General features: G+C 28.8%; 19 protein-coding genes, 1 pseudogene and 1 riboswitch. Of the genes and pseudogenes, 13 read left to right on the forward strand and 7 right to left on the reverse strand.

Annotation, left to right across the window (positions count from 1 at the left end; all coding sequences use genetic code 11):
- The first annotated feature begins 296 nt into the window (after nt 1-296).
- Nucleotides 297-1,751, forward strand: a complete 1,455-nt coding sequence (locus CC89_RS09510; protein WP_035291604.1) for an amino acid permease — start codon at nt 297-299, stop codon at nt 1,749-1,751.
- Nucleotides 1,752-2,059: 308 nt separating this feature from the next.
- Here the strand turns inward: CC89_RS09510 and CC89_RS09515 are convergent.
- Nucleotides 2,060-3,345: pseudogene (locus CC89_RS09515) on the reverse strand (lactate racemase domain-containing protein).
- Between the two features lie 240 nt (nt 3,346-3,585).
- Nucleotides 3,586-4,596: a hypothetical protein gene (locus CC89_RS09520; protein WP_035291607.1), complete on the reverse strand. Its 1,011-nt coding sequence runs from the start codon at nt 4,594-4,596 to the stop codon at nt 3,586-3,588.
- Nucleotides 4,597-4,849: 253 nt separating this feature from the next.
- Between CC89_RS09520 and CC89_RS09525 the strand changes: the two genes are divergently transcribed.
- The 6 genes from CC89_RS09525 (at nt 4,850) to CC89_RS09550 (ending at nt 12,424) form a co-directional block, all read left to right on the forward strand.
- Entirely contained in the window at nt 4,850-5,575 is a 726-nt protein-coding gene (locus CC89_RS09525; RefSeq protein ID WP_051931665.1) for a CsxC family protein, read from the forward strand.
- Between the two features lie 222 nt (nt 5,576-5,797).
- Complete coding sequence (locus CC89_RS09530; RefSeq protein ID WP_035291610.1) at nt 5,798-6,997, forward strand: DUF7852 domain-containing protein; 1,200 nt, start codon at nt 5,798-5,800, stop codon at nt 6,995-6,997.
- A gap of 684 nt (nt 6,998-7,681) precedes the next feature.
- Nucleotides 7,682-8,362: an ABC transporter ATP-binding protein gene (locus CC89_RS09535; protein ID WP_035291613.1), complete on the forward strand. Its 681-nt coding sequence runs from the start codon at nt 7,682-7,684 to the stop codon at nt 8,360-8,362.
- Nucleotides 8,352-9,695, forward strand: a complete 1,344-nt coding sequence (locus tag CC89_RS09540) for an ABC transporter permease (protein WP_035291615.1) — start codon at nt 8,352-8,354, stop codon at nt 9,693-9,695. The genes CC89_RS09535 and CC89_RS09540 overlap by 11 nt, the downstream gene beginning before the upstream one ends.
- 286 nt (nt 9,696-9,981) lie before the next feature.
- A complete protein-coding gene (locus CC89_RS09545; protein WP_035291618.1) occupies nt 9,982-11,304 on the forward strand; it encodes an ABC transporter permease in 1,323 nt (440 codons plus the stop codon).
- Between the two features lie 733 nt (nt 11,305-12,037).
- Complete coding sequence (locus CC89_RS09550; RefSeq protein WP_035291621.1) at nt 12,038-12,424, forward strand: bacteriohemerythrin; 387 nt, start codon at nt 12,038-12,040, stop codon at nt 12,422-12,424.
- Nucleotides 12,425-12,640: 216 nt separating this feature from the next.
- On the opposite strand, the gene lysA is transcribed toward CC89_RS09550, so the two are convergent.
- A complete protein-coding gene (gene lysA / locus CC89_RS09555; RefSeq protein ID WP_035291624.1) occupies nt 12,641-13,930 on the reverse strand; it encodes a diaminopimelate decarboxylase in 1,290 nt (429 codons plus the stop codon).
- Nucleotides 13,931-14,168: 238 nt separating this feature from the next.
- A riboswitch (Lysine riboswitch) is annotated at nt 14,169-14,336 on the reverse strand.
- Between the two features lie 366 nt (nt 14,337-14,702).
- On the opposite strand from lysA, the gene CC89_RS09560 reads away from it, so the two are divergent.
- On the forward strand, nt 14,703-15,626 hold the full coding sequence (locus tag CC89_RS09560) for a polysaccharide deacetylase family protein (protein ID WP_035291627.1): 924 nt from the start codon (nt 14,703-14,705) through the stop codon (nt 15,624-15,626).
- Between the two features lie 137 nt (nt 15,627-15,763).
- Here the strand turns inward: CC89_RS09560 and CC89_RS09565 are convergent, their stop codons facing one another.
- On the reverse strand, nt 15,764-16,081 hold the full coding sequence (locus tag CC89_RS09565; protein ID WP_051931667.1) for a transposase: 318 nt from the start codon (nt 16,079-16,081) through the stop codon (nt 15,764-15,766).
- Between the two features lie 237 nt (nt 16,082-16,318).
- On the opposite strand from CC89_RS09565, the gene CC89_RS09570 reads away from it, so the two are divergent.
- The 5 genes from CC89_RS09570 (at nt 16,319) to CC89_RS09590 (ending at nt 22,484) form a co-directional block, all read left to right on the forward strand.
- Entirely contained in the window at nt 16,319-17,584 is a 1,266-nt protein-coding gene (locus CC89_RS09570) for an FAD-dependent oxidoreductase (RefSeq protein WP_035291630.1), read from the forward strand.
- A 410-nt stretch (nt 17,585-17,994) separates the two neighbouring features.
- Nucleotides 17,995-19,485, forward strand: coding sequence for a methyl-accepting chemotaxis protein (locus tag CC89_RS09575; protein ID WP_035291633.1), 1,491 nt, complete (start codon nt 17,995-17,997; stop codon nt 19,483-19,485).
- A 290-nt stretch (nt 19,486-19,775) separates the two neighbouring features.
- A complete protein-coding gene (locus tag CC89_RS09580) occupies nt 19,776-20,129 on the forward strand; it encodes a hypothetical protein (RefSeq protein ID WP_035291636.1) in 354 nt (117 codons plus the stop codon).
- A gap of 184 nt (nt 20,130-20,313) precedes the next feature.
- Nucleotides 20,314-21,699 (forward strand): L,D-transpeptidase family protein, encoded by a 1,386-nt coding sequence (locus CC89_RS09585; protein ID WP_035291638.1) that lies wholly within the window; start codon nt 20,314-20,316, stop codon nt 21,697-21,699.
- A 512-nt stretch (nt 21,700-22,211) separates the two neighbouring features.
- Complete coding sequence (locus CC89_RS09590) at nt 22,212-22,484, forward strand: DUF4190 domain-containing protein (RefSeq protein ID WP_051931669.1); 273 nt, start codon at nt 22,212-22,214, stop codon at nt 22,482-22,484.
- Between the two features lie 188 nt (nt 22,485-22,672).
- On the opposite strand, the gene CC89_RS09595 is transcribed toward CC89_RS09590, so the two are convergent.
- The 3 genes from CC89_RS09595 to CC89_RS09605 all read right to left on the reverse strand — a co-directional run bounded on the left by CC89_RS09595 (nt 22,673) and on the right by CC89_RS09605 (nt 24,103).
- On the reverse strand, nt 22,673-23,239 hold the full coding sequence (locus tag CC89_RS09595; RefSeq protein WP_035291639.1) for a hypothetical protein: 567 nt from the start codon (nt 23,237-23,239) through the stop codon (nt 22,673-22,675).
- A gap of 221 nt (nt 23,240-23,460) precedes the next feature.
- Nucleotides 23,461-23,757, reverse strand: coding sequence for a WXG100 family type VII secretion target (locus CC89_RS09600; protein ID WP_035291641.1), 297 nt, complete (start codon nt 23,755-23,757; stop codon nt 23,461-23,463).
- 46 nt (nt 23,758-23,803) lie between these two features.
- Complete coding sequence (locus CC89_RS09605) at nt 23,804-24,103, reverse strand: hypothetical protein (protein ID WP_035291643.1); 300 nt, start codon at nt 24,101-24,103, stop codon at nt 23,804-23,806.
- Nucleotides 24,104-24,113: the final 10 nt, after the last annotated feature.

Genomic DNA, 24,113 nt, shown 5'->3' on the forward strand with positions numbered 1-24,113 from the left:
GCCTGTCACCTGCCTATTTTAACTTTATTTATAATTAATTTAATTCATATTTTTTAACACTAATATTGAATTAAATTAAAATATATGATAAATTCTATATGATTTCAAATGCAATAACACATTTTTGGCCATATTTGATATACTTTTTGTTGTATATTCTGTGTTATTTGAGAATTTCGTCAATTATTGTATTAATTTATTCATAAGTTTTATATGAGTTTTTATACCTCTTTACAAGTTTTGTTTCATTTAAAAAAAGCTTTAATATTTTATAATTTTGAGAAGGAGGACTCATCATGAGTAATAACTTAGAGGAAAAAAAGCTTAAGTGGTACAACCTAGCATTAATGTCTTTCGTTATGGTTTGGGGTTTTGGTAACGTTGTAAACAATTACGCCAACCAAGGGCTGCCAGTAATTGTATCTTGGTTTTTAATATTTGCCCTGTACTTTGTACCTTATGCATTAATGGTTGGTGAACTAGGCTCAACATTTAAAGACTCCAAAGGCGGCGTTAGTGCTTGGATTGGAAACACTACTAATAGAAAACTTGCTTACCTTGCTGGATGGACTTATTGGGTTGTGCATATACCCTATTTAGCGCAAAAATCTCAATCAGTTTTAATTTCTTTAAGCTGGGTATTTTTCCAAAATGGTAAACTTATAAAAAGCATGAACCCTTTGATTCTCCAATCAGTAACTTTATTAGTATTTCTACTATTTGTTTGGGTAGCTTCAAGAGGAATTACTTCGCTAAAAAGAATTGGAACCATAGCTGGTACATCAATGTTTGTAATGTCTATTCTTTATATATTATTAGTACTTGCAGCTCCTGCAATTACTGGCTTAAAACCAGCAACACCAAATATAACTTTAAAAAATTTTATGCCTGATTTTAATTTTAGATATTTCACAACTATATCCATGCTAGTGTTTGCTGTAGAAGGATGTGAGAAAATTTCTCCTTATGTTAATAACACAGAAAACCCATCAAAACAATTTCCAAAAGGGATGATAGCTCTTGCAATAATGGTCGCTATCTCAGCTATATTAGGTTCTTACGCTATGGGATTAATGTTTAACTCAAATGCTATCCCAAAAGACCTAAAAATGAATGGCCAATATTACGCTTTTAAAATGCTTGGTGAATATTATGGACTTGGAAATGGTTTATTAATAATATACGCTATAGCTAACATGGCAGCTCAAATTTCTGCATTAATGTTTTCTATAGATGCTCCATTAAAAGTTTTACTTGCAGATGGAGATAAAGACTTCATTCCACAATCTTTAAATAAAACAAATAAGTATGGTGCTCCAATAAATGGATATAAAATGACCACCGTATTAGTTGGTATTTTAATAATACTACCCGCTATAGGAATTGGAGATATGAATACATTATTTAATTGGTTATTAGATCTTAACTCTATAATTATGCCACTAAGATACCTATGGGTATTCCTTGCATACATGATGTTAAAATCCACTCATGGACAAGCCTACTCTTCAGAATATAAATTTATTAAAGGAAATAAAGCTGGATTCATAGTAGGTTTATGGTGCTTTGCATTCACAGCTTTTGCATGCATAATGGGAATGTTCCCAAAAGATGTTCCTGCTTTTTCTTCACAATGGAACTTCCAAATTGCACTTAACTTATTAACTCCATTTGTACTTATTGGTTTAGGATTGATTCTTCCTAAAATTGCTCAAAAGAACAATAATAAAAATGGAGAAACCGCTGCATAATAACTCTTGACAAAATCTTATTAAAAAACACATAAAACTTAAAAATAAATTCAACAACTCACCAACTACACTAACTTATTAATATTAAAATAATACTAAAATATTTCAATCAAAACTAGGGATTAATAATATCAAAAACTTTTACAATTTAGGTCTTTGATAATTACTAATCCCTAATTTTTAATATATACTTTTGCTTAAATTCATATTATAAGTAAACTAACCTTTGAGTTTATCCACAAAATCCTATAAGTCACTGTGACTTTTAAGTGTTTCTATCGACAAAAATCGGTAGGTGACAGGCACCTTTATTTCATTTTTGGTAGTGTGTTAGCACCATTAGGCATAACATATACCTTTGCATCTTTTCCACTTAGTCCATATGCTATCTCTAATGCTTCATCAACGCTTTTCACCACTTTTATATTACATTTTTTAAGTATTTCTGGATCCATATCTGAAACTAATATCATATTATAGTTAACTGCTGCTTCACACATTATATAGCCTATGTGTTTAGCAATAGAATAATCCGCTCTTAAAGATGCCTCCCTTTTAGAATTGTCATCATAATTTATCATTATGTTTTCCATTTCCTCATTTCCAAATCCTTCGCTACACTGACTCATTATAATAATAGTTCCACCTTTTTTACAGTTTCCCTAACATTAAAAAATGTCTTTGAAGTTTGATAAAGATTTATATCTTTTGGATATCCACAAGCTGAACCTACTACTATATCAGCTAACTCATGTATTTCCGCTGCATCATATTCATCTACCATGTCACATCCCTTTTCAAAAGCCTTTATATAATCCCCAGCTACTGCAGCGCGTATCTTTCCGTTACTTCCCATCAAAGCATTAAACATAAATGTTGGTTTAACAAAAGCAGCTGCCTCCATCATATCAAGATGTATAGGATTATTTTCTACAGAACCACTCTTAACATTTTTCTTTGTTCCTCCACCTACTTTCGGACTCAAGGAAAGAGCATGATTTGTCATTATAGTTTTGTAACCACTGATTCCAGGAAGAATTGACTTTCTTCCACCACCCCAACCTGCTAGAAAGTGATATATTATTGATCCTGTAAGTATTATATGATCACATTTAAGAGCTAATTTATTTATATGAACAGGAGTTCCAAAAGAAGTAGTTCCAACATACTCTAAATCTTCTTCATTAGTGGACACATGATCTATAATTTTAAATCTTTCTGCAAGCTTATCTCCTAAAAGCACGCGGTGCTCTTCCGGTGTTTGTTTTCTGTGGGAACCTGTAGCAGATATAAATAATATATCCTCATCTTTAATACCTGCTTGCTCTAATTCTTCTACTATATAAGGAAGATAAACACTCATTCTTTGCCATGCTCTTGTAATATCTGATACCACAATGCACACTTTTTCTCCTTTTTTAACTATTTCCTTAAGTTTTTTACTGCCTATAGGATTTTTAAGAGCTTCCTTTATTATTTGCTCTTCTCCTATTTCATTAGTTACAACTTTACTTTCTAGTACGCTAATTAAATTATTATCTGGTACCTTTACTTCTACTTTCTCTCTTCCGTATTTTACTTTAATCTCAGCCATATTAATCCCTCTTTTCTTATAGTTTATTACTACTATTTTTAAAATTAACTCTCGGCTTGTAACTAAACAAATTTCTAAATTTACCACAATCCACAACTTAATTTAACTAATACAATTTAATACTAATTTTAAAAATCAACTTAATAAAACAGTAGTTTCTTCTCTAGTTTTCTGATTAAAATCTGCCAGTTATAAAAACGTATGTGCCAGCATATGCAACAATATATCTATTGGTCTCTATCATCTATATATCTGGTTATATTTACATATTATAATAGCGCTAAAATTATCAATATTATATATAATAACTCTGTATAAATAAATTGTACAGAAATATTTAAATATGTATTCACACATTAAGTATCCAGTTTCGACAAAAATCGGTAGGTGACAGGCACCGATATGTGCGAAACCAATACCCGTATACAATTCAATATTTTCTCTTTTAGAACCAAATAATATATTCAAAAAAAACTGCTCCGTAACACCATTTTCAATAGCACCTCTAGTACTCACTATAGTAAACTGAGTATCGCCACTTCTAAACATAGTTCCCTGTATAGTAGAAATATAATCCACAAGCTGATTCTCCACAAAAATTATCTTCTTTAAAACCTCATACTGATATCTTTTAGAATCCTGTTTTATATTAACATCTACAATTTGAGTTGCTATTTGTGACTTCTTTGCGGTATTGTTTTTAATTTTATATATTATATAATCAATTGAATGTCTAATAAGCGTATTGGTTATCTCTAATCTTTCCACTGGAATATTTTCTTTCTTTAACTCATTATATATCCATCCGTAACTTGTAATAACCAAGTCTATTTTTCCACTTTTCCATAATTCCCTGTGATTTTCCTTATACACTGCTTCTTTTTTCTCTGAATCAAATGGATATATATACATATCTTGAAATTCAAATTGAAATTCTTCACATATATCTTTAAGCAAATATTCATCAACCACATCTATGCTTATATTTTTGGGATTTAATCCTTTTCTTTTTATATTCCAAAATGCTTTCATTATACTTGTTCCGTCTCTTGAAATAAAAAAATGCGGCTTAGTTATTTTTTTAAACCCATTTATAACCTTAACAAACCCTAATCCAGTAAATATTATTCCATCTGCCTGTTCTTCACACAAATCCAAAACATCATTACATTGATCAGTGCTATTCACATTAAAATGAATAAACTGATGCTCCTTATAAAATTCTCTTCCGATTTTATAAACCTTATCCACAGAATTATTAGTGCCAACTACATCCCCAACAAGTGCCAGGCACCTGTCGAATACTACTGCTCAATAATATAGTATATCCTATAGATAATGCAATTACCATCGACAAATATCGGCAGGTGCCTGGCACCCTATTTTTTTTTATTAAATTAGTAACACTTATGTCTATTTGTTAATACACTATATTAGGTGGACAAAGTCTCCGCTATGTTAAAATTTAATATTTCTTTTAGAATATAAGGGAGGTTTATCATATATGCCAGTATGTCAAACTACAGTAACAGATCCTAAAACTTTGTGTAGATGTACTAATACTCCAGTAACGCCAACTGCTATAACTGGACCAGTAGTAGCTAAAATACCAGTAGTGTTATCTGAAGTTGAAGTTCAAATAGATACAGAAGCTAGAATAGATTTTCAAGAACCATTTTCTGAAATAAAAAGAATTACAAAGGATGTTTATTTAACCCAATGCAAAATAATTCCTGGCACAGGAGTTATTCAAAATGGCGTTCCAATTACAGGAAAGTTGTTCTTAGCAGGTTTTGTAAGAAAAAATATTCAGTATGTACGTGCTGACTGTGTAAGTGAAGGTGTCGTAGGAGGAACTCTTAGAGATATAAGTGCTGACGTGGATTTTGAATGTGTTACCGAAATAACCTATATAAGACCACCAGTATTCGCATTCTCTAATGTAGAAACTTCACTAGATTTTACTTGTCCTGAAAACACCTGTCAATGTGAAAATACAACTTTAGGCAGAACACCATGTGAACAAGTATTTAACCAAACATTATTTTTTAACGAAAAACCTTTCTGCGAGCTAATTCGTGCAAGAATATTTGAATATGATATAAATAGAAATCCAGATCCAATAAACAATAATTTTCCTGATAGAGTAGAATACAACGCTTTAACAGAAAAAATGGTAATATATTTAACTTTAAAAGTTCTTCAACTTCAACAAGTTAACGTTCTTTAATAATTTTTCTTATTTATAATTGCAATATAGATGTAATAGCATTAAAAATAATCTTAAATGTGATTTAATATTTTTCTTCAATTCCTAGGCCCAAGTTTTAAGCTTGGGCCTATCTTAGATTAAAAGGGAATCATTACTGGTTTGCATTTGGAATAGTTTTTTATGCTTGGCTTATTTATATAGGAAAGAGGTATTATAGCTATCAGAAAGGAGTGTACATCAATGCTTACTCTTTTAATTTTAATAGAAATAATATGTTTAATTCATAAAAGATTTTGCTACTCTTATATTTATTATGCTTTAATATATTTTTGTATAAATTCCAGTAAAGCAAGTGACTCCAGTAAAAATTCTTCTAGTCTTAATACTCCTGTACATACTAATAAAGTATGTAATGATACTTGTGATATAAGGAATACCATAGCTAATAACAAGGAATTACCTCATAACATCACCAATAGTGTAACCAATAGCAATAGTTCTACCCATGATGTAACTAATAATGCATGTAATACCAATAACTCTTCCCCTGATTCAAAGGATAGTACAGCTAATGTAAATGACTTTGATAGAAATGTAAATAATAGCGATAAATCTACTAATTATAATGATAATCTACCTAATAATGTAACTATTGATAATCCCATTCATGATAACCTAGCTAATAATATAACTAATTATAATACTTCCCTTGATGATAAATTAACTAATAATACAGCCAATGATAATACTTCCTCTCATGATAAATTAACTAATAATAGTTCAGCTCATGCTCTAGGTAATAACTTAAGTAATAACAATGACTATCATAATAATGTACTTAATAATATAAATAATAATTGTGATACGAATATGCCTCGTACTCTATGCAATGTTCCAATAATTTTAGGTGAATATATCTTAGAGATCCCCCTAGAACATACTTTACAATTTAAAGAAAAAGTATTAAAAATAAGAAAAATCAAAAATTTAATTGCTATTACTGAATACCATATTCTATGTGAAAATAAAATTAGCTATAATGATTCATCAGACGATCACACTAGTATTAATACTTCTAATAGTAAATGCAATATTTTTATAGATGGGGTTTTAACAAGAAACATAGAATACTCCTGTTGCGAAGACATAAATGATTCATTTATTAAAACTTCCGTAAAAGAATTAATAAAAGCAGTCCCTTTCAAAACCGTTTGCTGTATTCAATTCCCTTACCCATTACTAAAAGACTATGCTAAAATAAAATTACATCTAAAAAAGGCCACCATAGAAGATATAAATTTCAGTAGTCAAACAGAACTTTTATCAAAAGCTACAGTACACCCACTTTTCGGCGATTTATATTCAATAACAGAGTTGCAAAGTAAAATCCTTTTAAAACTACAAATAAATTTGATAAAAAATAGGCAGGTGTATATATAATTAACCTGCCTATTTGCCTCTCTAATAAGAAATTTGCGTGAAAATTTCTACTATAAAGTATCTTTTATTTTTTATCTAATGATTATCCCACAAAAAGCATTACATTACCTGAATTATGAAATTTTTCTGGAATGACTTGCATAAGAAGCGAAGGAACTGTTTAAATTTAATTTTAGAAATTCTTCTTTTAGACAGATAAAATTATCGTAACCCTTAAAAGGACGCCAGGCTAGCGAACCTGAGGCAGGACGCTGAATGTAAGCGTTAGATAATTTTATATGGCTAAAAGATTAGAATTTCTTAAATTAAATTTATTGTTCCGAGCTCTTATGCAAGTGATAGAGGAGAAATTTCATAGTTTCATCACATTATACCTTATTGTGGTTTAATCATCTAATAACTTTTATCACTTGTTTATCAACATTTATGGTGATACTTAAAAGTATATTTAAGGGAAACTGGAACAAGTAAAAATCTGTGTTCCTAACTCTCTTACCTTTTAGATTTATAGCTATCCCTATCTATTTCTGAACGTCAATATTACAACATTAAAACATAGTGACAAAATTGTAAGATTGATTTTTAGTTATGTGACACTAATGAAAGAAATTTATCAAAAATTTAGTATATAATTGTATTCGGCAAACCAAATAGAATTTAATAATTTCATGGGAGGAATATAAAATGATCGAAATAAAAAATGTATCTAAAATTTACAAAATGGGTAAAGAAGAGGTTATAGCCTTAGATAATGTAAGTTTAAAAATAGAATCTGGTGAATTTGTTGCAATAGTAGGCCCTTCTGGTTCTGGTAAATCTACTCTTATGCATCTAATAGGTGGACTTGATAGACCAACAAAAGGAAGTATTTATGTAGAAGACAATGACATAAGTAAATTAAAGGACAAAGCTATGTCAAAGTATAGAAATGAAAAAATTGGCTTTATATTTCAAGCCTTTAACTTAGAAAATACTCAAACCGCCTTAGAAAATGTTACGATGCCACTGATTTTTTCAGGAATTGGGAATGGTGAAAGAAAAAGAAGAGCATTAAAAGCACTTGATTTAGTTGGCCTTTCCGATAAAGTAAAGCATAGACCTATGGAAATGTCTGGTGGTCAAAGACAGAGAGTTAGTATTGCAAGAGCCATAGTAAATTCTCCTGAAATAATATTTGCAGATGAACCTACTGGTAATCTTGATTCAAAAACTGGCGCCGCAATAATGGACTTATTAAAGGACTTAAATTCTAAAGGTTATACTATAATAATGGTTACACATAACAATGAGCAAGCAATAGAAGCAAAAAGAGTAATAAGAATCAAAGACGGTAAAATTCAGGAGGTTGATAAAAATGAAATTTAGTGATTCCATAAAACTTGCTTTTAGCAATCTAAAAAAACGAAAAGGCAGGACATTTTTAACAGCTTTAGCCGTAGCAATAGGTACTACCCTAATTGTAACCATGGTGGGACTAGGTTCAACTGGTGAAAAATATATTTTAGATGAGATGAGTAAGCATAGCAACATAAAAAAGATAAATGTAATTCCTCAAAAATATCAAAGTTTTGACGAAATGATGAATGAATCTACTGACGAAAATATGGATTACGAGGAAATGATGGAAAAGAACTTTAAAAGGATAGACAACAGGACAGTAGATAAAATAAAAAACTTAAAAGGTGTAAATGAAATTTCTGCTTCGATTTTCAGTAGAATTTCAGAAATAAAAATTGGAGATAAAAAACAAAAAAATAATTTATCTATTATTGGATATAAAGATGCACAAATATTTTTAAACAATGAAATAAATGCATTAAAATTAAAAAATAAAGATTTTAAACCTATAATTGCAGGTAGAAACCTAACTGCAAATGACAAAGATGCTATGATTATATCTCAAAGAGTCCTAAAAGAAATGGGCATAACCGATTATAAATCAGTAGTTGGGAAAGAGTTTACTATAATATCAAATCAAGCTAGTAATGGAATGAAACTAAAACCACTAAATAAAACAGGAAAAGTCATTGGTGTTATTGATGAAAAAATCGATGCATACAGCGGAAAAATTGTAGTACCACTAAAAACATCACTAGAATTCAAAAACTATGAAACTTTCGATAGCAACTTCTTTGAAAATAAAGGCTACAATGACATAAATATATTCGCCAAAGATGAAGATAGTGTGAAAACTGTAGGACAAGCCCTTAAGACACTGGGGTACCAATATGAATCCTATGAAGTAATTGCAGAACAAGTTAAAAGTGTATTTGCTGTACTAAAAGGTATCCTTTCTTCCCTTGGAATAATTGTATTATTCGTTGCAGCTTTAGGAATCATAAACACAATGATTATGTCTACTTATGAAAGAACAAAATCAATTGGAATTATGAAATCCATAGGCGCATCTACAACCAATATAAAAAACATTTTCGTTGTAGAATCAGGTACTATAGGTTTCATAGGTGGAATAATGGGTTTATTATTTAGTTTTATAAACAGTAAAATCATAGAATTCGCCATAAGTACCTATTTAAAAAGTAAGCAAGCAACAGACGTGGTTATTAAATTCTATATGCCTAATTGGCTTGTATGGGGTTCATTAGTATTTGCTATAGTATTAGCAGTATTGTCAGGTTTATATCCTTCTTCTAGAGCAGCAAAACTTGATCCAATAGAAGCCCTTAATTCCAAATAGTATATTACTAAAATGACATATTATAAAATTGTATTTATTAAAATTACATTGGCTATTTAATTAATATTGTGCAACATAAAATACTAAATGCCTATAATCAGCTTGATTTAGACATTTGCATATAATCATCATGATTTAGCAGAATGATATTAAATTCAGTAGAATGAGTATTTACCATATACTTCTACACAACATATATAAAATAGCCATTACATTTAATTAAATTTTTCATTATGAAAATTGTATATTACTTAATTGTAAATAAATAGGATGGAGATGAAATAAATTGAAATTAGGCGATAGTATAAAAATGTCCATAAACGACCTTAAAAATAGAAAAATTCGAACCTTCTTAACCTGCTTTTCTATAGGTATAGGCGTAATGCTAGTAGTAGTTATGGGTGCATTAGGTCAAGGTTTACAAAAATGGTCTCAGCAAAAATTAAATACTGTGCACGATTTAAAACAGGTTTCTGTATATCCGGAAGATGCAAATAAAAGAGAGAAATTAATTAAAGAAAATAAATATTCACAAGAGCTAGCCTTAAAAAAAATAGATTCCGATACTATTAATAAAATACAAAAAATAAATGGTGTAGACTCCATACGTATAGAATTAGCTTCTAATATTACCGGTACAAAAATTGGAGATAAAATCGGAAAAAAAGTAGGTATTATAGGTGTAGATACAAATTATACTCTCTTTTCTAACTCCTCAGTAAACATTATAACAAACGACAAGAAAAATAAAGGTAAAAATACAAAACCTATTATTGCAGGTAAATCATTAAACTCAACTGATACAAACTCAGTACTTGTTGGAGAAAAATATTTAAATAGAATAGGTATAAAAAGTAATTATGAAAATATTATAGGAAAAGAAATGGAATTAAAAATAGACATTCCTGGTCAGCCTTCTTTTATAAAAAAGGTTAAGATATCAGGAGTTATAAATAAACTTTATGATGATTCTAGCTCAATAATAACTCCTATAGACATATCTTCAGAAATACAACAATTTACTTCTGGAGAAAAAAATTACTTCAATAAATATGGTCCTTCACTATTACAAATTGATGCTAAAAATATAAATGATACTAAAAATATTTACAATCAAGTTAAGAAAACAGGATATAGTGTCAATTCAAAAATAGATACCATTGAATATATGCAAAAGCAAAATCAAATTTTAAATGTACTTCTTATGATAGGTGGTGTTATCGTATTACTAGTCTCTTCCATTGGGGTTATAAACACCATGACAATGTCTGTTTTTGAAAAGACAAAATCCATTGGAATTATGAAAGCTTTAGGTGGCTCTAAAAGAAATATCAAAACTTTATTTATAGTACAGTCTGGAACAATTGGATTTTTGGGAGGAATACTCGGAGTTATTCTAGCATTACTCACCTCTTCCACCGTAAATACCATTGTACTTAATATAATGAAAAAGAAAGGTCCTGTTGATATAGAAACTCTATTCATAACTCCATATTGGTTAATACTTGGTTCCATAGTTCTTGCAATGTTTATATCTACAATTGCTGGAATAATACCCGCTGCAAAAGCCTCAAAATTAGACCCAGTTGAGTCATTAAGTTATGAATAATGTGATTAACCCACAATAAGGTATAATGTGATGGAATTATGGAATTTTTCCTCCATGACTGCAAACAAAGTTCAAACTAAAAACTCAATACTTAGTTGTGCAAAATCTCTCTTCACAATACTGGAAATAATACAAAGTGTTATTTCCAGTATTTTTTATAAACATCTAAATAACTATTTAAAATTACAAATTAATATTTTATTGTATAACATACTCTAAACTCAGAGTACAATTTCAATGGACAAATATACTAGTAATTAATACCTCAATCAACTTTTACAGATAACTTTTAAGCCCTACATTACATAAATAAAGGAAATATAAGTATAGTTTTAATTTTAAATTTAAATTTAGAATGTGAGTTGAAATTCATAGAGCATTTCTTGAATTTATATTTTATCAAAAACTCCTAAATGAGTTTTACCTTTAAATTTTAAATTTTAAATTTTATTTTATAACTACGAAAGTTGGTCATTCCAAAAATGACTAAAGTTGAATACTTCAAAAATAACGTTGATTTAATTATAAAAATGTGTATAATATCAATTGTATACAATAATAATTATTAAATAGTATAAATTATTTTTTCAACATTTTTTAATATAAATTACAATACCAATTTAAATTAACATAAAGCATATTAAAAAAAGACTTTATTATTTAAATTATGAATATCTAAGAATAGGTATGCATATTAAGGAAATTTAAAAATTCTACAAGGGGGAATATGAATATGATTAAATGGAAGGAAGAATATAACATAGGTATTGAATCAATTGATAATCAACATAAAAAATTATTTAGTATAGCGAATGAAGCATATTCACTTTTAAGAGATGAATTTTGTATTGATAAATATGATAAAATTGTCTCTATACTAGAAGAACTAAAGGACTATACTATATATCATTTTAATTCAGAAGAAGAATATATGACAAAAATAGGTTATAATAAATTTTTTTCTCAAAAAATAGAACATGAGTATTTTATAAGCAAATTTAAAGAGATTGATTTTAATAAAATTGATGTAAATCAAGATAAATATATACTTGATATATTAGATTTCATAATTGATTGGATAACTAACCACATTATTTCAAAGGACAAACTTATAAAATAGTATTGTGGAATATTGTATAGTATATATTTAATAAATTAATATGGGTAGAAAATAAGGAAAATACGGGGACGGTTAAGAATTAACAGCTAAGAATTAATTCTTAGCTGTTAATTCTTAACCGTCCCTTATATATATCCCCCTTACTTATGCCCTTTTGTTTTAAATTAATCTCTATAATATCAGCAATATCGACAAATATCGGCAGGTGCCTGGCACCTATACCTCATTAGAAATTAATTCTTCATAGGATTGTCTTTTACATATAATTCTATCTTCTTTATCCTTTACAAGAATCACTGGAGCTTTAGGTATTTTATTGTAGTTGCTGCACATAGAATATCCATAGGCGCCAGTAGAAAATATAGCTAATATATCTCCACTTTCAGCCCTAGGTACTTGCACATTACTTAATAAAATATCACCTGATTCACAACACTTTCCTGATATAGTTACAGTTTCTTCATTTTGCCCAACCACATTGTTTGCAATAACACATTCATATTGTGCATTATAAAGAGCTGGTCTTATATTATCCGACATACCCCCATCCACTGACACATATTTTCTAATATCTGGTATATTCTTTATAGCTCCAATGGTGTAAAGAGTAGTTCCAGCATTTCCAACTATACTCCTACCAGGTTCTATCGCAAGAACTGGTTTTTTTATATTTAACTTTTCACAGATTAGTTCTGCTTTATTTATGATAGCACTGCAGTATTCTTGGATGGTTTTAGGTTCATCACCTTCTGTATAATAAATTCCGAAGCCTCCTCCTAAATCCAACTCCTCTATTTCAAAATTTAATTGCTCTTTTATATTTTTAATAATATTTAACATTATCTCTACTTCATCTTCAAAAGGCTGTAAATCAAAAATTTGTGATCCTATATGACAATGTAATCCTCTTAAATGCACATTAGGCAACTCTATTGCTTTTTCAATAGCTTCCCTTGTACTATTATTTACTATGGTAAACCCAAATTTAGAATCAACTTGTCCTGTTTTTATATAATCATGAGTATGTGCTTCAATTCCGGGTGTTATTCTAAGAAGAATATCTTGAGTTATGCTATATTTTTTAGCTATATAATTTATTTTTTCCATTTCATAAAGGTTATCTACTACAAATGCTCCAACACCATATTTTATACCCATTTGTATTTCTTCATTAGTTTTATTATTGCCATGAAAATAAACCTTTTCCATAGGAAATCCACTTTTAAATGCAGTATACAGTTCGCCACCGGATACTACATCAAGACAAAGGCCCTCCTGATTAATTATCTGACACATAGCAATAGTCAAAAAAGCCTTTCCCGCATAAGCCACTTTGTTCCCTTGCTTAACTCTAAAATTGTCATAAAATTCTCTGCAATTACTTCTAATCATATTTTCATCCATAACATAAAGAGGCGTACCATATTTTTCAACTAACTTTTTGCAACTTATTCCTTGGATAAATAATTGGTTATCAATAACACTCATTCCATTAAAAGTTTTCATTTATGTTCCCTCCTACAATTTGTTAGTTGACTAGGTCACCACAGGATGTCTGCCTTTTCTTTAAGTTTCATTTTTAACAATTAATTTCCCATAATCACTTTTTAGCACTTAACTTTTATAACTTGCATTATTAATTATTTTAAATTAACTTTACAATTATTTTTATTAATTTACCAAAAAATAAATGCAATGAAGGAACACCTTCATTGCATCAAACTCAAAAAAATAGCAACTTTGTGTACCTTGTAGTTCTCCACTCTTACTAAGTGACAGTCTTACATATATTTTATGTAAAACCAGAAAGCATTTTTGCTAATGACTTTCTTCGGCCATGCCTCCTTTCATTATTCTTCAAAGCTTGCAGCTCTAAATAATTACTATTAGACACAGCACCTCTACCCTAGGTAACTAACTATAATTTAATTTTAATCTTATTAATTTTATTAATTTTAAAACTTATTAAAAAATATACTATCACATTTATTGTTTAAATGCAAGAGAAAAATTCTTAACCCTTCAATTCGTAATTTGAAACTCATCCCCAAATTTTTTAACGAAATAATACGGTTTTAGGGTGTTATTACAATTAATATTTATCCAAAAACCTATGTAGATTTAGTGTATAAATTGTATATTACGAATTAAAGTTTTTGTAAGAATAAATTTGACACTAGAACTTGACATAAACGATTAAATGGAATAATTTGCACAATAGTTCCATTGGGTTTATAATACTCTTGGATTTTAAATATAAAAAATGAGGTGAGAACAAATGAAAACTTCTAAAAAAATTCTTATGATATTGTTATGTACAATGGTTATAGGGCTATATGGTTGTAAAGAAAAGAATAATGAGGCTGTATATAATAATCAAGAAATAAAAAAAGAAACGTCTCAGAAATCAAAAGAAGAAAAAAATACATCAAATAATAATTCTAAAGATTTAAAAAAAGACACTGAAGATACTGCCAAAAAAAATATAAAAAATCATCAAAACAATGAAGAAGCTTTTCCACAAAACATTCCTCTAAAGCACAATAATGAGGATATATGTATACTTATGTACCACTCTATCGACTATGAAAAAAACAATAACTTAAGAATGCCTAAGGAAAAATTTAAGGAACAAATGAAATATATAAAAGATCAAGGATATACTACTCTTACACTTAATCAATTATATGATTTTTTAGAAAAAAATAAGCCTATACCTAAGAAATCCGTAGTTATAACCCTAGATGATGGGTATGTAGACAACTATACTAATGCGTATCCAGTACTTAAAGAATATGGCATAAATGCTACTATATTTGTAATTACTGACTGTATAGACAGAGATAACTCCTACTTGAATTCAAAACAAATTAGAGAATTGCAAGCTAACGGAATAGATATACAAAGTCATACTACAAATCATCAAGAGCTACATAGGGTTCCTTATAAAAACCAACTACAAACTTTAAAACAGTCAAAAGAAGTATTAGAAAAATTATTAGATAAAAAAATAACCTGTATAGCTTATCCATGCGGCAAATACAATGAAGATACCATAAAGGCAGCTAAAGAAGCAGGATACACCATGGCATTCGCAACTGGCGGTAGGCTTGGCAAAAAATCTGACGGCATATATAGTATAAAAAGAATTGGCGTATATGCTAATAATGGAATGAATATACTACAAGCATACCTAAAGTAAAAAAGGAAAAATTGGGGACCATTAATTTTTAGTTAATTTAAGGAAAAGGGACGGTTACTAGATGTATATATGCATCTTATCTACTAGAGTTTATGTAATAAAGTCCCTTTAGTTTTCTGTTTATTCATCTTAAACACTTAATTACTTTCTTCATCTAGAAGTCCTGTTTTCTCCTTTTCAAAGCCCAAATATACACTTAAACTTGAATATCTATATTTCTCTGGATGTTGCTCATACCCCCTTATTTTTAATGGATTATTGTGAATATAAGCGGATAAGACCACTAAATACCTGTCTGTATCTACCACTTTGCTTTTAAATCTATCTTGAAATAATGTTCCAACCCTTTGATGAATTTTATTGAATGTTATAGCATATTTGAAGTTTAAACCATGCATTATTTTTGATATGTCCGCACCATTAGGATCAATTATAAAATGAGCATGGTTGGTCATAAGACAGTTTCTCTCCTTTTATCTATTTTTCTAATCTCTTTTCTTTTCTGACTTCAACTAAATAATTGTTAACTGTCCCTATTTTCCTTATTTTCCTAAAGTAACCTAAACATATTAATAGTTTCCTTATTTTCCTAAAGTAACCTAAACATATTAACGAATATAAAATATAGAATATTATATTATATTTGGAATATTTATAATTTTTATGATATTTTATTAGAGGAGGAGTAATATATGAGTAGAAATTTTTTAGAAAAAATATGCATAGTAGGAGCAGGCATATCCGGTTTGAGTGTTGCATGGTTTTTAAAAGAGAAGGGCTATAAAAACATAACCGTATTAGAAAAATCGGAAAGATTAGGTGGAAAATGTCACTCTCCTAGATTCAAAGGACGTACATATGAAATGGGCGCAGCTATGGGCGACGAAATAAATTACAATACTATTTTAGATATAATGGAAAAACTAAATTTTAAAGGGGACGGTCCTAAGCTAAATGCAAAAATATTTAATCATATTAATGGTGAAGAATTAGTAGGCATAACTCAAGAAGAAAAGCCTTTATTCCAAGCACAATTAGCAAAGATGAAACATTTGTTAGAAACAAAATATAAAGGATATAATCTTCCTGGCCATGCTAATACTCACGAAGATTTAAAAGAAACCTTCTATGATTTTTGCATGATGAACGAAGTACCTCTCTGTTTAAAAGTGTGGCTAAATCCTTTCACATCCTTTGGATATGGATATTTTAATTTAATTCCTGCTGCCTACGTGCTTCAATATATAGATTGGGATACAGTGGAATCCATGTTTAGTAAAAAAATAATGACTTGGAGTGAAGGCACTGAAATTTTCTGTGAAAGAATTGCAGAAAGCTTAGATCAAAGACCTAGATTAAACACCTCTATAAGTAAAATAGAAAGGAAAAACAATAAAGTTTACATCTATACTGAATTTGGTAAAGAAGAATATGACAAAATAATATTCACATCTCCATTACAAGATTTACATGATTATGTGGATATAGATGACGATGAAAAAGAACTTTTTGAAAAAATAATAACTAATCAATATAACGTATATTCCTGTACTGTAGAAAACTTTTCTATAAACTCAGGCTATTATCCAAAAAACATGGTACAATCTAGAGCTGGACATGTTATGTTTTACCTAAGTAGATGGAAAGATGATCCAGAACAAATACTTACCTTTTACATTCTAGGGGATTCTTCTCAAAACATAGGAGATAAAGAATGCAGGGCACTACTAGAAGAAGATTTACGTAAATTTAATATTAACCTAAGGGATGTTATACTACATAAAACTTGGAGATACTTCCCACACATAAATTCTACAGAAATGAAAAATGGGTGGTACGAAAAATTAGAAGGAAAGCAAGGAAACTTAAATACATTCTATGCGGGAGAAATTATGAGTTTCTCAAACCTTGAGGAATGTGCATCTTACTCTAAAACACTAGTAAAAAGATTCTTCTAAAACATTAGACTCATAATCAATTTATTATATAAATACTTTATTTTGTATTAACTGTTTGTTTTATATTAACAGTGATATATTTCATAATAAATGTTTCCACTAATACACTTTGTATTAACCATTATGATTTGCCGATTATTACTACTGCACCTTATTTTGTTTAAACATATATTTTACTTTAAACATATGTTTAACTATGATTAACCACAAAAAGTGTTAAATTACTCGAATTATGAAATTTCTCTGGAATGACTTCCATAAGAAGCAAAGGAACTGTTTAAATTTGGCAATTCCACTACATTGTACTCTATTGTAGGTTAATCATAAATAAATATATATTTATAATATTATATATTAACACTCTACCATTTAATCAAAATACTTTGTCATAAGTTTTGAGGAGGATAAAAATGAATTTATCAAAACGTAAAGTTACCAGTAAAGAAAACAAATATTTCCTTATTTCAACTTGGGTTATAGGTTTGTTCTATACCTTAGGCTTCTTTGTATGTAACTCTAGAAATTTAATTTCTATGAACTACACAATAGTAGGAAGCTGCTTTTTTGTTGTTTCATTAATAGTTTCTAGTATTATATATTTAAGAAACAAGGAAAGCTATATTCTATGCCATGTTATTTCTGTATGCTTTTCCATATCTTATTTAATAATACTTCTAGCATCGCAATTAAAATATTCCAACATTTTAGTTTTACCTTTAATAATAACATTAAGCTTATACCTAGATGTAAAAAAATTAGTATTTCCAATAATAGGCACACTAATATCTAATGTTATATGGGTGGTAATTCATAAAACCGAACCTGAATTTCTCCATAATGCAGCTTTCTTATTAGTAGTATTATGCCTATTTATATTTATAACCATTATAGTTACTAAATTTGGGGGAGACAAAGCTAAAGAGGTAGAAGCTGAAAAAGAAATAAGTTATAAGGTAAATACTGATCAAAAAAAAGTCATAGAAGATATAATACAAATGGTTAAAATCATCAACAAAAATTCCAGCAATTTAAATGAAATAATGGATAAAATCAAAGGTTCATCTAGCATTGTTCATAACGCTGTAGCAGAAATAGCTTCTGGTGCCGAAAATACCACTGAAAATATTCAAGAGCAAAGTAGATCTATAGAAGTTATTGAGGACAAGATAGACAATACAGTTAAAATATCACAGCAGGTAAAAGAAAGTACAGACCAAAACCATAAAAATCTGATAGAAGGATTAAAAATAGTAGATGAACTTTCTAAAACTGCAAAACTTATAGAAAACAAAAACTCACAGGTACAAAATAGTTCTGTTAAACTTAAAGATTCTGCTGAAAATATCAAAGACATAACAAATATGATAACAGATATAGCTGAACAAATAAATTTATTATCACTAAATGCAGCTATAGAAGCAGCTAGAGCTGGAGAAAGTGGCCGAGGCTTTGCAGTAGTGGCAGAAGAAATTAGACGACTTGCAGATGCTAGTAAAGAAGCCACTAACAATATCTCTGACATCATATCCGATTTAAATAATGAAGTTATTAAATCTTCTAAATTTATCAATGAACTTTTAGATATTAATGTTGAACAAAATAAATTAGTGGATGAAACAGAAAAAATATTAAATATAATAAAATCTGACGGAAACACCGTTAGCAGTAAAGTAGATGAAGTAGATGAACGAATCAACGAAATATCTTCTTCCGCTAAAATCATATTAGATTCCCTAGAATCCCTTACTGCCATTGCTGAAGAAACCACTAGCAATGCAGAACAGACCTTATCTATATCCGAGGATTTTAGAAACAATGCTGATATTTCCAAAGATTATGTATCACAATTAATAGCTGCTGCAGAGAGCTTACTTAATAACACTCCAGATGAAAAAAATTAAATTAGCAGTGATAACTTGCTAAGAAATTTACTGATAGAGTTTACTAGCACGATTAATTCATAAAAGAAGTAATGTAAAAGATTTAATAGGGACAGTTAAGAATTTCTATATTTCTTCAGGAATTAATATATAGAAATCTTCTTAACCGTCCCTAAAACTTTCTATAAAACTCTCTAAAACTTTCCAAAAGCTTCACTCTTGTATTGCTTATTAATGCTATAATTAACCATGTACATTTGAAAAACGTTTAAAATAGCTTATCTTATTTAAAACTCAAAGGGGTGTTAAACTTGAAAAAAATGAAAAAGAGTACAAAGATACTTATATCCGTATTTGCAGTTGTTGTTGCAATAATAGTATTTGTAGGCGCTTACGGTATATCACTTTTAGGTAAGGTAGGAAAAGACACTATATCTAAAACCAACAAAGACGCATATAACTCCACTAAAATATCATCTCCTGGCACATACACTCTAACAGGTCAACAGGCATTAACCTATTCTAGAATAAGATATAAAGGAAATGGAGATATAATAAAAACAGGCACCTCCATTTTATCCTCAGGCATGAATAATCTAGAGCAAGAAAGATTTCCTTTAGATGGATTCTGTTATATCTTAAGCAGGAGAATAATAGCAAAATAATACTTAACCATGTTTCTATTTCCCTTTTGCGCCATAATCAGATAATAGCTAAGCTATACTTAATTTTTCTACGTTTTTCTCTATTTTTAAAATAAAATTCTTAACCGCCACCTTTTTCATTGATAACCTAGTATGAAATGTTATATATTATAATAGTAATTAATGTTTAGGAGGCATATTTTGAATGAGTAGACAAAAGAAACGCAAAGGAAAAAATCATATTAGACCTAGTTTTATATTATTGGGCGTAGTTATAATCTATTTATGTACGGTATTATATTTTAGAAATCACTTTCAATTAAGAACTACTATTAATGGTGTTAAGGCTTCCAATAAAACTGTAGAACAGGTCACTAAAGAACTAGAAACTGAAGTAAAAAATTATACATTACAGTTAGAAGGGAGAAATGGAACTAAGGAGAAGATTTCAACAAAAGATTTTAATCTTAAATATAATCCTAATGATGAAATTAAAAAATTAAAAAAAGATCAAAATCCCTTTAATTTGCTTGGAGGCATTTTTAAAAGAAAACAATATGAAGTATCTAGGACTATTTCTTATGATGAAAAACTATTAAAAGAATTTATTGATAAAATGTCCTTTTTTAATGAAAATGCAATAACAAACCCTAAAAATGCAAGTTTAAACTATACTGACAAGGGCTATAAAATTGTAAAAGAAACTATGGGAAATAAGGTTATTAAAGATACACTATATAAAGAAATAAAAGATGCAATAATTAATAATAAAAATGTTATAAATTTAGAAAAAAGCAATTGCTATGAAAATCCAAAATATACTTCAAAGTCAAAAGAAGTTGTAGACGCTCAAAAGACCATGAATAAATATTTGCAATCAACAGTAACCTTTGACATTAGAGGAAATAAAGAGGTATTTGATAACTCTATAATAAAAGATTTAATCAAAGTGGATGAAAATTTTAATGTTTCTATAGACAAGCAAAAAATATGGACATATATAAATAATTTAGCATATACTTACGATACAGTAGGAAAAGCAAAAGATTTTGTTACCGCATCAGGTACACATATAAAAGTAAACGGCGGAAACTACGGCTGGAAAATTAACAGGTCAAAAGAAGTAGAAAATTTAGTACAAGCTATAAAAGAAGGTAAAGCTGTAAATAAAAAACCTTCATATTCTCAAATACCAAGTAGTAGTGCCCCTAATGAAATAGGTAATTCCTATGTAGAAATTGACCTAACAAAACAGCATTTATGGTTTTATAAAGACGGTGCTCTTGTAATAGATGGAGATGTGGTTACTGGCAGTATGGTTAAAAAAACCATTACCCCAGAAGGCGTTTATAAATTAAGTTATAAAGAAAAGGATGCTACCTTAAAAGGAGAGGATTATGCCACACCAGTTAGTTTTTGGATGCCTTTTAATGGAGGTATTGGTATGCATGATGCTACTTGGAGAAAAGAATTTGGTGGAAAAATATATGAAAAAAAAGGTTCTCATGGATGTGTAAATTGTCCTTATGAATTGGCAAAAACTATTTTTGAAAATATTAAAGCTGGAACTCCAATTATTTGCCATTATTAATAATTATGTCTTACTTATGTGAACTAGCACCGAGATAAACAACGGTGGTTTTCACAAATTCTCCATAAAATACAGACAAAAAATACAAATACAAATAAATATGAGTAAAAATAAGTTAAATAAATATAAACAAAAATAAGTTAAACAAAATAGTTTAACTACAATAAATACAAGGCCACATAGGTTAAAAAATATTAAAATTTACCTATGTGGCTTTTGTTTTTATTTATTCTATCTTCATAAAGTACATGAAAATAAATAACAAGTCAAAAATGCAAGTATATTTTGTGTCAGACAAGGAAGCAGTTTCCGCCGCTAGTAGACTATAGGTGGGTTCTGCTGACGCAGTATGACGCAAAATAGACTAGCATAATTACTTGTTATTTATTTTAATGTGTCTAAAATAACCAAAATGAAAAATGAAGAAGGTTATAATAAAATTTTAAAATTCATAAGAATATAAAAGTATTGTTTTTCTATGACTAAGGTATAATTAAAAAGGAGGCATTTAAGTGGATAATAATAACAAACTTTGGAATGATAATCAAAATTTCCAACCAAAATCAACAAATGTATTTGCTATAACTGGTTTAGTTTTAGGTATAATCTCTTGGTTTTTAAACCTTTTTGGAATCATTGGAACACTAGCCATTGTTTTCTCATCAATTGCATTATCACAAATCAAAACAAATAATGAAAAAGGAAAAGGCTTTGCTATTGCTGGTTTGGTTTCAGGAATAATAAATGTTATTTATGCAGTAGTGATGTTAACAACACTTTTATAGATTGAATTACAAGTACAATAGATAAACTACTATCTTTTTTCTACAAATAACTTATATATTCAACTTTCCTAGATATAAATTTACAACTAAAAATTAAATAAAAATTTTTTTGGGAATTTTAACTTTTATTTCACATTTTATAGTTACATCCATAGGTTTATGTAAACAAATCTATGGATGTTCCCTCCTTAATTTAACTCAGTAATTTTCTTTCCTGTTTTTTCTTTAAGAATATTTACTATTTTTTCTTTTTCTTGGCCTGCAACATATAGAAGTGTCCTTTTTTCTTCTTTTTTATCAAAATAATCTTTTACAAATTCTTTTTCACTAGGTTGTTTTAAGTATCTTATTGATTCCATTGGGAATCCTTGAATGTTTAAACATCTTAATGGAGTGCTATACTCAAGTTTAGTTATATTTTCATATTGCACTTTTGTCTTCTCTACTCTTGGTCCCATTTTATCGCTTCTATCTAAACCATCATATAGTATTGTAATTGCCTCCTCATTCAACTCAACTTTTGTAACTATACTCTTATATCCAGCAACTGGTCTTGTTCTAGTTAATACAAATATACATAAGATTACAGCTGTTATTTTGGTTCGATCTAATGAAAAGTCACCTAGCCATATCTCAAATAAGCAAAGTACACCAATTATAATTAATGTACCTTTAGTTAGTTTTCTTATGGTTGGATGTGGCGATTCTCCTTCTGTATATATTTTACTTATAAACTCTACTACCTGGTTTTCCATTGAACATTCTCCTTTTTAAATTACATAGGGAGTGTTGTTGCACCAAGAATAAACACTACAATATATTATGCCAGCTGCAATTGGTAATTTGAAATCTATATTAAAATTTTCTAAACGAAACAATACAGTTTCAAGCCATTTTTAAATATAATGATTAACCCACAATAAGGTACAATGCAGTGGAATTATGAAATTTCTTAATGCAACATGCCCTTTGTAATTTATTTTGATGAAAAAATTTTTGCTAATTCTGCATCTGTTTGTTCTAAATTTTCTGCTGCTCCATTCATTTGATTTGCTAATCCTTCTACTGTTGGCGGGAATGTTTTTACAAACTCTGAATATATTTGTTCAAAGCTTTGTACATAACTACTCTGAGCTGCACCTTCCCAGTTATTTGCTACCTGATCTACTGTAGACTTTAATGTTTTTAAATCCTGCATTATAGAATTTGCTATTCCTTTTATCTTATTAGATCCGTCATATAATTCCTGTGGTGTAATTCTAATTTGTGACATATAAAATACCTCCCAAAAATTTAATATTTAAAACCGCTTAGCGGATTTAACCTATGGATTTTAATTTATTAGCTTCCTCTATTAAACTTTCAAACTGGATTTGAGAACCGCTTAAAACACCATCTAAAAAATTAACCACTTTAATATACTTATCAATCTCCTTAGCTAATTTATCATCAAATTTTTTCATACAAGCTTCTCCTGCTTCACTATCCCACCCACTATACTTCAAGCTAAATAAAATTCTATCTATTTTCAATTTTATGGTTTCTAAATTTTCTAATTGTTTTTCGTATTCTCCTGCAGCTTTTTTTAAAGCATCTGTATCTATTTTAAAATCCTCCATATAATCACCC

The sequence above is a fragment of the Clostridium sp. KNHs214 genome, from assembly GCF_000744935.1.
In the GTDB taxonomy this organism is placed as follows: Bacteria; Bacillota; Clostridia; order Clostridiales; family Clostridiaceae; genus Haloimpatiens.

What these genes read in the sequence shown, in the direction of transcription:
- CC89_RS09510 (WP_035291604.1), top strand. Translation starts at nt 297, where the DNA reads ATGAGTAATAACTTAGAGGAAAAAAAGCTTAAGTGGTACAACCTAGCA.
- CC89_RS09525 (WP_051931665.1), top strand. Translation starts at nt 4,850, where the DNA reads ATGCCAGTATGTCAAACTACAGTAACAGATCCTAAAACTTTGTGTAGA.
- CC89_RS09530 (WP_035291610.1), top strand. Translation starts at nt 5,798, where the DNA reads ATGCTTACTCTTTTAATTTTAATAGAAATAATATGTTTAATTCATAAA.
- CC89_RS09535 (WP_035291613.1), top strand. Translation starts at nt 7,682, where the DNA reads ATGATCGAAATAAAAAATGTATCTAAAATTTACAAAATGGGTAAAGAA.
- CC89_RS09540 (WP_035291615.1), top strand. Translation starts at nt 8,352, where the DNA reads ATGAAATTTAGTGATTCCATAAAACTTGCTTTTAGCAATCTAAAAAAA.
- CC89_RS09550 (WP_035291621.1), top strand. Translation starts at nt 12,038, where the DNA reads ATGATTAAATGGAAGGAAGAATATAACATAGGTATTGAATCAATTGAT.
- lysA (WP_035291624.1), bottom strand. Translation starts at nt 13,930, where the DNA reads ATGAAAACTTTTAATGGAATGAGTGTTATTGATAACCAATTATTTATC.
- CC89_RS09560 (WP_035291627.1), top strand. Translation starts at nt 14,703, where the DNA reads ATGAAAACTTCTAAAAAAATTCTTATGATATTGTTATGTACAATGGTT.
- CC89_RS09565 (WP_051931667.1), bottom strand. Translation starts at nt 16,081, where the DNA reads ATGACCAACCATGCTCATTTTATAATTGATCCTAATGGTGCGGACATA.
- CC89_RS09570 (WP_035291630.1), top strand. Translation starts at nt 16,319, where the DNA reads ATGAGTAGAAATTTTTTAGAAAAAATATGCATAGTAGGAGCAGGCATA.
- CC89_RS09575 (WP_035291633.1), top strand. Translation starts at nt 17,995, where the DNA reads ATGAATTTATCAAAACGTAAAGTTACCAGTAAAGAAAACAAATATTTC.
- CC89_RS09585 (WP_035291638.1), top strand. Translation starts at nt 20,314, where the DNA reads ATGAGTAGACAAAAGAAACGCAAAGGAAAAAATCATATTAGACCTAGT.
- CC89_RS09595 (WP_035291639.1), bottom strand. Translation starts at nt 23,239, where the DNA reads ATGGAAAACCAGGTAGTAGAGTTTATAAGTAAAATATATACAGAAGGA.
- CC89_RS09600 (WP_035291641.1), bottom strand. Translation starts at nt 23,757, where the DNA reads ATGTCACAAATTAGAATTACACCACAGGAATTATATGACGGATCTAAT.
- CC89_RS09605 (WP_035291643.1), bottom strand. Translation starts at nt 24,103, where the DNA reads ATGGAGGATTTTAAAATAGATACAGATGCTTTAAAAAAAGCTGCAGGA.